This window comes from Microcystis sp. M144S2 (assembly GCF_020246065.1).
GTDB classification, from domain to species: domain Bacteria; phylum Cyanobacteriota; class Cyanobacteriia; order Cyanobacteriales; family Microcystaceae; genus Microcystis; species Microcystis ichthyoblabe_A.
The window spans coordinates 1-14,278 of record NZ_JADBTR010000107.1; the positions used below are offsets into that span (position 1 = coordinate 1).

General features: G+C 43.2%; 8 protein-coding genes. 7 read left to right on the top strand and 1 reads right to left on the bottom strand.

Features of this window, described 5'->3' with window-relative positions; translation table 11 throughout:
- A partial coding sequence (gmd, locus tag IM462_RS12965) for a GDP-mannose 4,6-dehydratase (RefSeq protein ID WP_287715268.1) occupies positions 1-1,073 on the top strand: 1,073 nt, incomplete at its 5' end.
- 12 nt (positions 1,074-1,085) lie between these two features.
- A complete protein-coding gene (locus tag IM462_RS12970) occupies positions 1,086-2,024 on the top strand; it encodes a GDP-L-fucose synthase family protein (protein WP_287701533.1) in 939 nt (312 codons plus the stop codon).
- 53 nt (positions 2,025-2,077) lie between these two features.
- On the opposite strand, the gene IM462_RS12975 is transcribed toward IM462_RS12970, so the two are convergent.
- Positions 2,078-2,755, bottom strand: coding sequence for a hypothetical protein (locus IM462_RS12975; protein WP_287701534.1), 678 nt, complete (start codon positions 2,753-2,755; stop codon positions 2,078-2,080).
- A 987-nt stretch (positions 2,756-3,742) separates the two neighbouring features.
- On the opposite strand from IM462_RS12975, the gene IM462_RS12980 reads away from it, so the two are divergent.
- The 5 genes from IM462_RS12980 to IM462_RS13000 all read left to right on the top strand — a co-directional run bounded on the left by IM462_RS12980 (position 3,743) and on the right by IM462_RS13000 (position 14,267).
- Complete coding sequence (locus IM462_RS12980; protein ID WP_287701536.1) at positions 3,743-4,963, top strand: hypothetical protein; 1,221 nt, start codon at positions 3,743-3,745, stop codon at positions 4,961-4,963.
- Between the two features lie 60 nt (positions 4,964-5,023).
- Positions 5,024-6,208, top strand: coding sequence for an ATP-grasp domain-containing protein (locus IM462_RS12985; protein ID WP_287701538.1), 1,185 nt, complete (start codon positions 5,024-5,026; stop codon positions 6,206-6,208).
- A gap of 519 nt (positions 6,209-6,727) precedes the next feature.
- A complete protein-coding gene (locus IM462_RS12990; protein WP_287701540.1) occupies positions 6,728-10,597 on the top strand; it encodes a peroxidase family protein in 3,870 nt (1,289 codons plus the stop codon).
- A 411-nt stretch (positions 10,598-11,008) separates the two neighbouring features.
- Positions 11,009-13,468 carry a dynamin family protein gene (locus IM462_RS12995; protein WP_287701542.1) on the top strand — a complete coding sequence of 820 codons (2,460 nt, stop codon included), beginning with the start codon at positions 11,009-11,011 and terminating at the stop codon, positions 13,466-13,468.
- Position 13,469: 1 nt separating this feature from the next.
- Positions 13,470-14,267, top strand: a complete 798-nt coding sequence (locus tag IM462_RS13000) for a hypothetical protein (protein WP_287701544.1) — start codon at positions 13,470-13,472, stop codon at positions 14,265-14,267.
- The last annotated feature ends 11 nt before the right edge of the window (positions 14,268-14,278 follow it).

Genomic DNA, 14,278 nt, shown 5'->3' on the forward strand with positions numbered 1-14,278 from the left:
CTAAACGCGCCCTAATTACCGGCATCACCGGTCAAGATGGTTCCTATCTGAGCGAATTATTATTAGAAAAAGGTTACGAAGTCCACGGTATCATCCGTCGTACTTCAACTTTTAACACCGATCGCATTGATCATATCTACACTGACCCCCACCAGCCCGATACTAAATTATTTCTTCATTATGGCGACCTCACCGACGGGACGACCCTGCGGCGTATTCTCGAACAAGTGCAACCGGTAGAAGTGTATAATTTAGGGGCCCAATCCCATGTGCGAGTTAGTTTTGATGCTCCAGAATACACCGTTGATGCTGTGGGGGCGGGAGTTTTAAGATTACTAGAAGCAATTCGGGATTACCAAAAAAGAACCGGCATCGAAGTGCGTTTCTATCAAGCAGGTTCCTCGGAAATGTTCGGGAAAGTCATGGAAGTTCCCCAAAAAGAAACCACGCCATTTTATCCGCGCAGTCCCTACGCTTGTGCGAAAGTTTACGGTCACTGGCAAACAATCAACTATCGGGAATCCTACGACTTATTTGCCTGTAACGGCATTTTATTTAACCATGAATCCCCCCGGCGTGGAGAAACTTTTGTCACGCGCAAAATTACCCGCGCCTTGGCCCGAATTATTGCCGGACAACAGAAAAAACTCTATTTAGGAAATCTCGATTCTAAAAGGGATTGGGGTTATGCTAAGGACTATGTGCGGGCGATGTGGTTAATGTTACAACAGGAAGAACCAGATGATTATGTGGTGGCGACCAATGAAACCTATTCTATCCGGGAGTTTCTCGATATTTCTTTCCAATACGTTAATTTAAATTGGCAGGATTATGTGGAGTTTGATCAACGTTATTTGCGTCCAGCGGAAGTGGATTTATTAATAGGAGATTCCACAAAAGCCAGAGAGAAATTAGGTTGGCAGCCGTCGGTGACATTCGAGGGACTGGTAAAATTAATGGTAGATGCGGATTTAGCGGCTTTGGGGATTAATCTTAATAACGGTGGTGATAGCCAACAGTTATTAAAAGATTTGGCCTATCTTCGCAATCGTTCGATGACAACTGTGGATTAAAGAGGTAAAAATATGCTGAATTTAAGCGAACAAAGAATCGTTGTCACTGGGGGGGCCGGATTTTTAGGTCGGCAAGTAGTTAATCAATTAATTGCAGCGGGGGCCAATCCCGAAAAAATTACAATTCCTCGGTCAAAGGATTGTGATTTAAGAGTTTGGGAAAACTGTCAACGTTTAGCCAACGAAGAAGATTTAATTATCCATTTGGCTGCTCATGTGGGAGGCATCGGTCTCAATCGGGAAAAACCCGCCGAATTATTCTATGATAATTTAATGATGGGAACCCAATTAATTCACGCTGCCTATCTAGCAGGAGTGCAAAAATTTGTCTGTGTGGGGACAATTTGTGCCTATCCAAAATTTACTCCAGTACCTTTCCGTGAAGACGATTTATGGTCAGGATATCCCGAAGAAACCAATGCGCCATACGGTATCGCTAAAAAGGCTTTATTGGTACAATTAGAGTCCTATCGTTTGCAGTATGGTTTCAACGGAATTTATCTTTTACCAGTGAATTTATACGGGCCAGAGGATAATTTTGATCCGGGTAGTTCCCATGTAATTCCTGCTTTAATTCGCAAGGTTTATGAGGCACAACAACGGGGGGATAAACAACTTCCTGTCTGGGGAGATGGTAGTCCAACCCGGGAGTTTCTCTACTCCACCGATGCAGCGCAAGGCATTGTCATGGCCAGCCAATTCTATAATGAATCAGACCCGGTTAATCTTGGTACAAATTATGAAATTTCTATCAAAGATTTAGTCGAATTAATCTGTGATTTAATGGGTTTTGATGGCGAAATTGTTTGGGAAATAGATAAACCCAATGGTCAACCGCGACGCTGTTTAGATACAACCCGCGCTCAGGAAAAATTCGGTTTTGTTGCCCAAATGGAATTTAAAGAAGGTTTGCGAAAAACCATTGAATGGTATCGGCAAAACGCCGCTTAGTCCAGATAGCTGGTGTGTTAGCTATTAATCTAACACACCAGATTTTTACAAGGTTACTGACCGGTAAAATCAGAACGAAGGGTTAATTTTAAATCTTCTTTGGGGTTAATTGACAATAATTCCACCGATTCTCCTCGTAATAACCAGCCGGCTAATACTTCTAATCCCCCTCCTCGTAATAATCCCTCGCTAACCGGTCGGTCAGAAGTAAAAGAAGCGAGGACAGAAGCGGCGGATTTTCCTAATACTGCACCCTGAATAATTTTATCGGGGTTAACTCCTTTAATTATCCTTTCTAGACGAGTGAAAACTGCCGAAATAGCATCGATAGATTTTTCTTGGGGTTGACGGGTTTTTAAAAAGATTTTTTGGGATAAAAAACGCGAACCTTGACCATCGGGTTTAATTTCTCCGATAATCTGACTACCATCAGGAATAATTGTCTGTCCCTGGGAGTTTTTGATATTATCGGTGACGGTCAGAGATAAAGAAAAAGTTTCTTGTTTGGTTAAAAGAATTTTTTCCCCTTGCTCGTATTTTACAGGGATATCTGTGCCAGCAGTAATTAATCGATCATTCCCCAAAGGAATCGGTTTAATCGGGTTAATTGGGGCGAATTGACGTGCGATCGCAGGAGTCAAGGAAAGGGAGACCACAACGAAAGAAGCACTTAAAAGCATTGTTAATAGGGTCAGAGGATGATGACGACCCTGCTTTTGAAAATATAGCATCTTACCCTTGAGTTTCCTAGTGGGAGCGAATTAAAGACAGAGACGAAAGCGGAGAAAAGTTTGTTTCCAAGCAAGAAAATGCGGGAAAAAGGAGAATTTTAGCAAAAAATAACTGAGATTTCCTACTAATTGCCAGTTATTAGTTTAGTTGGTCTATTGAAACGCCAAAACTCTTGATTTGTCCGCAGTTCTTAGTTTGGCACGGTTAATGGGGAACAATAACTATTTATGGGAGAATTATAGGTTCAATCCTATCAAAAAAAAATCACCCGATCGAATTAAAATCTCTGAAAAAATGTAACAATTGTGACAAAAAACTGAAGAAACCTCTGATCGGGTTGCCACCGATCCCAAACTCAGGACAAGGGGTCATCTAAACCTGGCCCCACAGAAACGGCACACCTTCGCTTTCGGTTGAATTAACTCAGCACAATGAGGACAAGGAACCCTATCCCTGTCCTGTGATCGAACAGAAACAGTTCTCTCGCTATTCCAAGTCACGATCAACCCAAAAAGAGCCACTAGCACTCCAACTGCTGGATTAAAGGCCATCATTACAAACCCAAAAATCAGCATACTCAAACCAATAAATTTATCCATAAGCTCAGGGGAAGCGCATCTTAACAATCCTTGACAAAATGAACTTTGTGTGGGTTGCTTGCCCAGAGGACGATTCAGGCATATTTGAGGAGAATTTGTCATCTCAATTGTTAAGCAAAAATCGACCAAATGTTAAGATTTCGTAACTATTCTGATTGAGTGGTATCACTTGAAATGCCCAAACAGCAACCGTATCACAAAATTGGCCAATTGTCAATAGCTTTTGAGATGCTCTCACCCTGTGGTCGCAATTCATCTCCCGTTAATTTCTGGTATATTTTTAATTAAGGAGAAATTTAACGGGAGTCCTCTTGCTCCATTTAGATAGGGGAGAGCGCGGGAAGTTTCCAAATATCATCCTTTTTGTCCTGTACTTAGGAGTAGATTATGTTTACTAAACTTAATAATTTGTGGAATCAGTTTTTCAGGAGATCAAGAAGGATTAATGATAAACCATTAAATAAAGTAAGTTTATTGGTAATAATAATTGTTGATATTTTCATCTTAGTTAATGTTTTTACAGGATTAGATGATATTAGTAGGTGGCATTTAAGCCCCCAACAAGTATATACTTGTTACAGCGAATGGCAAAGTTACAAGAAAAATAATAGTCCAGATAGAGATTATGATTTAATTACAACTTTTTTAGTTGATTATAAAAATAATAATTATCAAGATGAAGAAATAGGACATTTAGGTAAAGTTTCTCCAATTTGTTTGCAATATGCTGATATTAAAAATAAGTTAAATAATCAAGAAAATAAAACTTTATTAAGTAAAATACAAACAAAACAAGATAATATTAATATACTAGAAAATAATAATAGAATTATTAGAAGTCAATATGATTCTACCCTATTAGAGAAAATTGCCGGACAGTCTGCCAACAATTCGATAAACCGGGTAAAAGCGGAAGAGGCAAAACAGAAACTAGAGGAAAATAATAAAAAAATATCAAAAATCAAAGAAGAAATTGTTAAGCTAAAAAATGAACTACTACAAAAACCATCGAGTCAAAATTTACTTGCTTTCATGAGAAATGAAAGTAAATTTAATGATGTGGAAGCTGGTTATAAAAATGCGACTTTTTGGTATCCTAGCATTCAATTAGGTTTTCAAGTTTTATTTTTAGCACCATTAATAATTGTTGCGTTATTAGTGAATCAGTATGCCCAAAGTCGCGGCTATGGTTTAATAGCGTTAATTAGTTGGCATTTATTAGTTATTTTCTTCATTCCTTTAATTTTCAAAGCTTTTGAATTTTTGCAAATTGGTATTATTACACAATTCATTTTTGATATTATCGGTGCTATCTTTGGAGGTTTAGTATTTTTAGTTCAATATGTTTATATTCTGTTAATCCCTTTGTGCGGTTTTGCTATTATTAAATTTTTGCAAAAGTTTGTTTTTAATACCAAGTCTCAAGCAGCAAAACGAGTACAAAAATCACAATGTATTAACTGCGCTAAAACGATTAAAAATCAAGATGCTCATTGTCCCCATTGCGGTTATTATCAATATGTAGAATGTCATCATTGCCATGAGTTAACTTATAAAAATTTACCTTATTGTTATCATTGTGGTACTGCACAAACTTATGATAGTTAATAGTCCCCAAGCTACTGAAACGAGCAAAGAGAGAATTGCCACTTTATCAATTAATTAATTATGGATTTACTCGAATACCAAGCCAAGGAAATATTTGCTCAAGTCGGTATCCCCATTTTACCTTCCCAACCAATCCACGAACCGGGGGGACTAAAAAGATTAAACATTCCCTATCCTATCGTGCTGAAGTCCCAGGTACGCACCGGAGGCCGGGGAAAAGCAGGAGGAGTGAAATTTGTCGCTAATACCATTGATGCGATCGCTGCTGCCCATGCTATCTTTCATTTACCGATCGCCGGAGAATATCCAGAGGTAATCTTAGCAGAAGCCAGGTATAATCCGCAACAGGAGATATTTTTAGCCATTTTACTCGATTATCATCTGCAAAGACCGGTTTTACTGGGTGCGAGTCAAGGGGGGATGGATGTGGACAGTTTACTGGAAACCATGCAAAAAGTGGTCATCGAAGCGAGATTTTCCCCCTATCTCTGTCGGCAATTAGCCGTATCTATGGGTTTAAGAGGGTCTTTGATCGAGTCTATCAGTCAAATTCTCGAAAAAATGTATAGTCTCTTTGTCAGCAAAGATCTCGATATTATCGAGATTAATCCCCTCGGTATCAACGAAGCTGGGGAAGTGATGGCCCTAGATGGCAAAATAAGTGTTAATGATGCCGCTTTAGCTAGACATCTCGATCTTCTAGCTTTGACCCCACCCCAATTACAATCCCCTTGGTCGATAATTGATCAAACCGGCCGAATAGCCGTGATTAGCAATGGCCAGGGTTTGATGTCCACTGTCTGGGATGCCTTGGCAGGCAAGGGGGCAAAACTGGCGGCATGGCTTATACTGGAGGAAAGACTAGAATTAGAGCAATTAAACGAGCAAATAGAGGCTGGTCTGCAACAATTCCAACTATTGCCTAATTTAAAAGTGGTTATCGTTGATATTATCAGTTATCCCGACTTTGGCCAAAAAGCGATCGAGACTATTAGCCATTACTACCGCAGTTATAGCCCATTATCACCCAGCCGGGGCAGCGGCGAACGAACGATCCGGGCGACCCGACAGGAAAGACAAACCTTGGAACCCCGCTCTTTTCTCAATCCCACCCTACCACAAATAATTTTTCGCGTCCTAGCTGACAACCAAGCGATCGATCTCAGTCAGAGTTTAGCTGATGTTAACTTTCATTGGTTAGAGTCTTTAGAAGAGGTAGTCACGGCAGCAATTAAATTAGCCTAGAATCAGTGACCAGTTCAATTGAAAAAATGGCGTTTTGGGTTTGTTATGTTCTTAAATCCGACACTCCGCACATCTTCATATATTTTTATATATTTTTACATTCCTCAAGATGTTTTTACCAAAAACTGTCATTGTAGAAACTACTATTAAGAACCATTCTCAATAATTGATTTTTCTGAGAAAACAAATTACAATTCTTCACCTTGAGAAAAATCGATCACTCTAGCTATAATCATTGCTGGTAATGGTTTCTAAGCAATGTATTAGGGAAAATTATCAATGGAATGTTAAGGATTGCGCAGGGTGGGTTAAATGTAAAGTTTTATTGGGAGATGCAACGTTTCTGCCCTTAAACCATATTATTGTCTTTAGAGTAAAAAAACGCGATGTGCAACTAAAAACGACAGAATCAGGGTTACAAAGGAGACTTTATCTCTGCTGATTTCTGAAAGCCTTGTAAATCAAGACTAAAAATATGGTTGCACACGAGTTAGGAAAAATATTGCACATTGCCAAATCATGCCAAATCCCAATTTCGATTCGGTGATTGATACTTTCACAATCGACGATCTGTTTTTTCTCCGTTATCAATATCGCATCTACAAGGAGTGGAACAACGATCCCCGTCTCGCCGTTCTGCCTGGCTTCAATCCCGGTGTGACGGGCGCCAGACCCACCAGCGGCATCCGCTTTGTCGATGGCACGGATCAATTGCGTTACCAGGTGGGTGGCGGCATCACCCCCATCTCGGCACCCTACCCCTTGTCCACCACAGATCCGAAATTCATGGCCGGGGCGACAGGCACACTGTTTCGCCGTCTCACCAGCCAGAGCTTCACGCAAGCCACGGGTGGTTTCACGATCAACTTCCAGACGGGAGCGGTCGTCTACGACCAAAACTATACGATTGATTACAGCCTTCGCGGCTCTGCCAATCCCAGCAATCCCCACATCTTTGATGCCAGCCCCAGGCTGATCAGCAATCTGGTTTCCAATCAAAGCGGCAGGACAGCGCTGCAGGTGTTGGATGATCCCTACGCCAGGGAGTGGACCCAGGCCGGCACCCAGGCCGGCAAGCGGGTGAGCCAGAAAAACAACACCCGCCATGAAACCATTCTCACCGGTGGCAATGGGGTGAATGGCTCCAATACCGGAAATCCCCTGCCGAATTCAGGCTTTTTCGCCCTGTTTGGCCAATACAACGACCACGGCATGGATTTTCTCGCCAAGGGCAAGGATGGCAGCCTGCTGATCCCCCTGCTCCCCGGAGACAGCCTTTACACCCCTGGCTCGCCCACCAACTTCATGGCTCTCTCCCGCACCAACACCGTGCAGGTGGAGATCGGCGAGGGCAGCCGCGATGCCCTAGTGGCGGAGCTAGGCCTAGCGGGCTACAGCCGCCCCAGCCAATGGGATGTGGACAATGAGAACGCCGCCATCGGCACCAGCTTCACTGGCACCAGTGGGGGGACCTTGGTACTCAATGAGCAGCTGATCGTGATCAGTGCGGGTGCCACCCTCAACGATATAGTGACCACCATCAACAGCAAGGCGGCCTTCACCGGCGTGGTTGCCTCCACCACCACCAACGGCAGCGGCCAGAGCGTGCTGAAGCTCACCCCACGCAATGGCGAGAGCTTCAACCAGACCTCCGCCTTTTTTGATCTCAACCAGGTCTATGGCTCGGTGGAGAGCCATGCCATTTTCATGCGGGAATACAAGGGCAATGGTGAACTGACGGGCCGGCTGCTCGCAGATCCGCAAAACTCCACCGCCCGCTGGTTTGACCTGAAAAAGAATGCCAAGCGCATTGGCCTGACCTTGCGCGATCGCGATGTGCTGTCTGTGCCCCTGGTGGAGATCATCCCCCAGGGCCAGCCTAATGCGGGGCGCTATGCCTTTGTGGTACTCAACAAGGTGACGGGGCAGAAGAGCTACGTCTTTGATACGGCGGATGTCACGTCCAATCAGGTGCTGGCCAAGGCCGGTTCAGCGTTTCTGATCGATCTGGCCCGTGACTGGAAAGGATCTCCCCAGCCTGCTGGTAGCGATCCCTTCAAAGCCAACGGTGATCTGAAGGATCCCTCTCGGCTGAATGAACACGCTGTGGGCGGAGATGGGCGCCTGAATGAAAATATTGGTCTCACGGCAATGCATGAGATCTTTGTCACCACCCACAACAATATCCTGTCTCAGATCGAGGCCAATCTAGCCCAGAATGCCGGAAACAATTGTAATAACCAGTCCCTTTCCGGAGAAGAGCTGTTTGAAATGGCCAAGCTGGCCAATGAAAACTTCTACCAACACCATGTGTTGCAGGAGTACGCGCGGCGCATTACCCCCAACCTGGGTGCATTCGCAGGTGCCAATGCGGGCAACAACAACAACGCCGGCTTCAATGCCAGCATCTTGGCGGAATTCGCCTCCAGCGCCTTTCGCTTCGGCCATTCCCAACTCACCGAAACCGTGGCCCTCACCTCGGTGAACCAGCAAACAGGCCTGGCCAACCCCGGCGGGCAGATGGACATCCCGCTGCTGCAGGCCTTTCTCGCCCCCCAGATCTACACGCGCCACACGGCAGGGCAGATCGCGGCAGGGATGAGCCAGCAGGTGGGCAACGCCACCGATGAATTCATCACCAACACCCTTCAAAACGCCCTGGTGGGCCTGCCCCTGGATCTGGGCGCCCTCAACATCGCCCGCGGCCTGGATACTGGCATCACCTCCCTCAATGAAGCCCGTCGCCAGATTCAAACCTACCTTCGTGGCGTACGCACCTCTCCAGATGGCACCACTGGGTTGGTGCAGGCCAACAATGCCATTGACGCCAACCTGGCGGCCCTGGAGGCCAACCTGCGGCCCTATATCAGCTGGAAGGATTTTGGAGCCCATCTGCTTCATCCCGAATCGTTGAAGACGTTCATCATGGCCTACGCCCGCGATGCCATCCTCAGTGGCTATTCGGGCAATGCCAATCTCTCCTATTGGAATCAACTGCAAGCCAGTTCGGCTCCAGGCGCGGCAGCCACCTACGCCGCCGCCCTCTCCGCTGCGGCGGATTTGGCCATGGGGGATGACGCTTTCATGGGCCTGCTCTACAGCGGCAGCAGCTCCGATGCCCTGAATCCCGCAGCACCGGTGAACACGCCCAGCGGCAACCAGAACTTCCAAAATATCTCCCTCTGGCTGGGGGGATTGGCAGAGGCCAAAACCCCCGGCGGTATGCTTGGCCCGACCCATGATTTCATCTATGCCTACCAGATGCAGCAACTGCAGCGGGGTGATGAGGCCTACTACCTGAGCAAGCTGGCTGCCACGGATCTGGTGGAGGAAATCAAAGGCAAGACAGTGGCCGACATGGTGATGGCTGCCACGGGAGTGAAGCATCTCTACCACAAGATCTTTGCGGTGAATGATGCTGATTATGAGCGATCCCTGCAAAGCTTCAACACCTATTCTTCTGAAGCTTTATTGCTTCAGGCCACTCAGACGGTGGTAGATGTCACTGGAACTCAACGGCTGGTGGGCAGGGCTGGCTATGTGAATGGGGTGCTTGTCGGCAATGGTGGCAACTACCTTGATGCCCGCGGCGTGTTCAGTCCCAACGGGGAGGGCAAGGCCAGTGAGCTCTTTGGCGGCACCAACGGCTCCGATCAATTCAAGGGCTTGGCTGGGGATGACTGCATGTGGGGCGATGGAGGCGCGGACACCTTCTGGGCCGGCGATGACAATGACTTTGCCGATGGCGGTAAAGGACATGACACCATCTACGGTGAAAACGGCTTTGACATGTTGCGTGGGGATGCCGGCAACGATCAGATTTATGGCGGCACTGGCAACGACGATATGTATGGCGGAGAGGGCAACGACAGCCTCTTCGGTGAGGATGGCATCGATGATCTCAACGGCGGCAATGGCAACGACCTGGTCTCCGGTGGGCTGGGCAACGACCAGGTGAAGGGACAGGCGGGTAACGACACCCTCATCGGCGGCCAGGGGAACGACATCATCACAGGGGGGGGAGGAAACGATCGCTTCACCTTCAACGAGGCCCCAGGTCTCAATGGGGTGGATCAACTGCGGGACTTCAACTCCAGTCTGGACCAACTGGTCTTCGACAAGAACGTCTACGCAGGCCTGACCGGCTCCACCCTTACCGCAGCCCAGCTGCGGGCGGAGGCTGGGGCGACGGTGGCCAACACGGCAAGCCAGCGCTTCATCTATAACCTCTCCAACGGTGATCTGTTCTTTGATCCCGACGGCACTGGCGTTCTCGCGGTCACGCAGATCGCCAACCTGAACCGCTTCAATCCAGCTTTTCCCTCGGATGTGGCGTCGGCCAACGCGGTCTTCCCCAACCTGGTCAGCAGCAATTTCTTGCTGATCTGAGCGGCCTTGGAAGCGTAATAAATTACGGCGGTTGCTTTATTCGTCTGGCACAGCTAATTCCTTAGTGGAGAATGTACCAGACCAATCCTGAATCCGCCGTAGTTATTAAGAATATTGAACGCAATTATCAGCGTTTCATACTAAATCCGTTGAGTATAGGCTACTTATAGAGGGGAGGCACTCATGCAACAGGCAAGAGGCAAAAGGGGAAATAAATAATCAGTTTTTAATAACCAGATTTAGTATCAGAGACTACATTCTCAATAAGTTGCGGCAAAATCTAGGCTTAATGAGAACCAGAAAATTTCAGAACTCATGAAAAGCGTTGGTTCCAATCAATCGGATAAAACTCAGTATAATGAAGTTGTGGCTTATTCTTGAATCGGCTTATTCTGTCAGGGATGGAGTATTATGGGTCAAAAATCTTACGAAGTTTTCCAAGCAGTGGAAAATAAAGCCAACCTTCTAGCGGGTTATTGGGGTGACTTCAAAACGGAGATTATTCAGCATTTTCCTGAATCCTATCATGGTGAGATCCACGAACTTTCTAGTAACCTAGAGAAAGCTTTAGAAGTGTTAATCAATGAATTGCGCCATCCTACCCTGATTTTAGCGACGACTGGCACGACGAGCAGTGGGAAGAGTACCCTAGTGAATTTCCTCTGTGGTGCTAATATTGTACCGATGGCACAGCGAGAAATGAGTGCAGGAACAGTTACCATTGAGTATAGCGAAGAAAAGACTTTAATTATTGAAGAAACGCCAGGGGCGTTGTGGGAATGCGGGAAATGGGAAAAGATTAGCGATGAAGATATTTATAGTCGCTTAAAACAGTTAATGAAGGCTTATATTAAAGCCAGAAAAAAACAACCTGATTTAGCTTACCCTCGCTCTATTATTTATTATCCTTTTAGACTGGTTAAAGATGAAAGTTTCTTAAAATTGCCTAAAGGGGTTAGAGTTAAATTATTAGATTTACCCGGGTTATCTTATGTAGGAGATGAGGGAAATCTTGGGATTATCAAACAATGTCGTGAAGCTTTATGTTTAGTAACATATAACAGCGCAGAAACAGATCCTTATAAAGTTGATAATCTCTTATCAGAAGTTGTTGATCAAGTTAAAGATTTAGGCGGCTCTCCTGCACGAATGCTATTTATTTTAAATCGGATTGATATATTCAGATCAGATGATGATTGGCAAGAAAGTGAAAGTGAGTTTGTTGAAGAAACGACTGAAAATATTAAGGAAAAACTGATCGAGAATTTAAGAGAATACACAAAAGATATTGAAAATTTGAGAATTGTAAAACTGAGTACATGGCCAGCCTTATTAGCTTTACAAATTCAGGATAATAAGAAATTGCTTCAGGATCTGTTAGAGGAATTACCTACAAGAGAGGAAAATTGGTCAGAGCATGATCAAACCAGACTTGAGAAAGTATTAAAACCCTATGAGCAAGCTAGAGATAACTTTCAAGTTTTAATTAAGGAAATCATGAAGCGAGGAAACTTAAGTCTTGATCCTAAACAATGGACTATCTCTCAACAAGAACAAATTGCCAAAGAGTTATTCAAACAATCCTATGCAGAAGAATTTGAAAAGAAACTAAGCAAGCATATAGCAGAACATTTTCCTAAATTAGTTATTCCCCAAGCTATAGAAAGATTTAAGGTAGCGGCAGGAAATAGTATTGCACAATGGGCAGTACAAACTACCACGGCAATTCTTAACAGTTCGGAAGAAAATTATCAACAGGAAATAGAAAAAATCTCATGGATTAAATCTTCCTTAGATCAATTTCTGCAAGTGAGTGATGCTAATTTACGAAAGCCTTTTGAAAAAATTAATCAAACCTGTAAGGAGTATATAAACCAACAAACAGAAGATGATCCCCTTTCTATATTAACAGAAGCTATTACCGATCTTCAATTTACTGAACCTTATAATGAAATTGAAGAAAAATTAGTTCCTCTCTATGATTGGAGAAATGCTCTGGGGAGAGGAGTTGACCATATTTTAGAAGCAGTTGCAGAATCTTTAGAAAATGGCAGAGTTACGCTAGATCATCCTAATTTTAAAAAAGCTAATATTGTCAATGTTAACTTGCTAGAGGGTAATCTGAGAAGATTAATCCAACTGGGCTATATTCATTATTTCGCCAAAAATGGACAAAATGTGGTGGCAAAAACTCAGGAAGAAAAAGAGAGTCTTAAGGAAAAAAATTACGAACTTAACGAACTGTCTATTCATCTTAGTCTGATTATAGCGCAAGTGTTGGATAAAATTGCTACCCAAGAGATTCAGCGAATGTATGAAGCGGTAAATGAATTATTCATCTGTCATCTTGCTTATTTAGAAAAAGGTTCTAATGAACGCGCTCCTGATATTGTGATTAGATTTCCAGAATCAGAGTTAAACAAAGTTAAAGATAATCTAAAATTTGATTTTGTTAAGTTTGACTCGGACTTTGAAATTAAAAAAGAAAAATATATTGAAGAATATAGAACTTGGAAACATTGGTTATGGATAATTCCCAAAAAGGAAAAACGCTTTAGCGATAATGCAAAAATTCCAAGTATAGGAGAAATTTTAGCCGACTGGAAAAAACAGTTACAAGAAGTTGAACCTGAGATGTTAAAGCAAGTAATAGAATGGCTATTAGCACAAATTGACGATTTAAAAAAAAGTGTAGATAAAACTCAAAATGATATTCTTGATCAGTATCGAGATAGACTAGAAAAGGCTAGACAGGAGATGACTTTTGATTATGAAAAACAGCAAAATGTGTGGCAACCTATGCAAGAAAGAGCGAAAAGATTAGAAGAGGAATTTTATCAACTGGACAAATTTCAAGAGGATGATAGGTAAAATGGCTAATGATCGCTTTCAATCTCTAATCAATGAACGATTTGACATTAATAAAATATATTCCCAAATTAAATCTGAGAAAAGGGGGGTACTTTATAAAGTCATTAATCTACTAGAGAAAGATGAAGTAAAAGCAAAGAAAGTTTGCGAGTGTTTTGGGATTGAAACTAATTCCTACCTAGAAAACGATTTCAGCATTATTTATGATAATATAGTAAAAAAATTTTTTGATCCTGTAAGAAAAAGTTTTCTAATAGATAAAATCGATATTTGGGGCTTATCGACTTGGCTGGAAAAGTCTATTTTTACAAAATTGGAGGAAAAAACACAAATGGAGTTCTTGATATTTGCCGCTTTTATTTTACTCTCAGGATTTGCATTAGTAAAATCGAAGTCTTTAAGCCAAGATCAACAGCAAAATATATCACCCGAAAAAGGACGTGCAATTCCTACAGCGATTTGTCTAGCTGTTCCTGCATCAGCAGTTTATGACTTAACTGAAGGAAAGCTGATAAATAGAGAGAGAATAATTCAACTAATTGAATCTGCTCCAGAATTTTTATGTATTAGAAAAGAGGAAGCTGATGAAAAAATTATAGAGACAATTGTTCAAGAAATTTCACCAGACAGTCAACTTAAATTTTATATTAGGATTGACATAACCAATGGACAAGATATCATTGGTGCAGAAACTAAATATGTTATTAAAAGGGATATACCTAAGAATAAAGAAGGTCAAATTATCCAGCTAGGTCGCTTGAGAGATGCGTCTGTTCTCAAATCATTCAACCGTATTTAAGGAGTTAATTT

Coding starts and splice junctions, on each gene's coding strand:
- IM462_RS12970 (WP_287701533.1), top strand. CDS start 1,086: ATGCTGAATTTAAGCGAACAAAGAATCGTTGTCACTGGGGGGGCCGGA.
- IM462_RS12975 (WP_287701534.1), bottom strand. CDS start 2,755: ATGCTATATTTTCAAAAGCAGGGTCGTCATCATCCTCTGACCCTATTA.
- IM462_RS12980 (WP_287701536.1), top strand. CDS start 3,743: ATGTTTACTAAACTTAATAATTTGTGGAATCAGTTTTTCAGGAGATCA.
- IM462_RS12985 (WP_287701538.1), top strand. CDS start 5,024: ATGGATTTACTCGAATACCAAGCCAAGGAAATATTTGCTCAAGTCGGT.
- IM462_RS12990 (WP_287701540.1), top strand. CDS start 6,728: ATGCCAAATCCCAATTTCGATTCGGTGATTGATACTTTCACAATCGAC.
- IM462_RS12995 (WP_287701542.1), top strand. CDS start 11,009: ATGGGTCAAAAATCTTACGAAGTTTTCCAAGCAGTGGAAAATAAAGCC.
- IM462_RS13000 (WP_287701544.1), top strand. CDS start 13,470: ATGGCTAATGATCGCTTTCAATCTCTAATCAATGAACGATTTGACATT.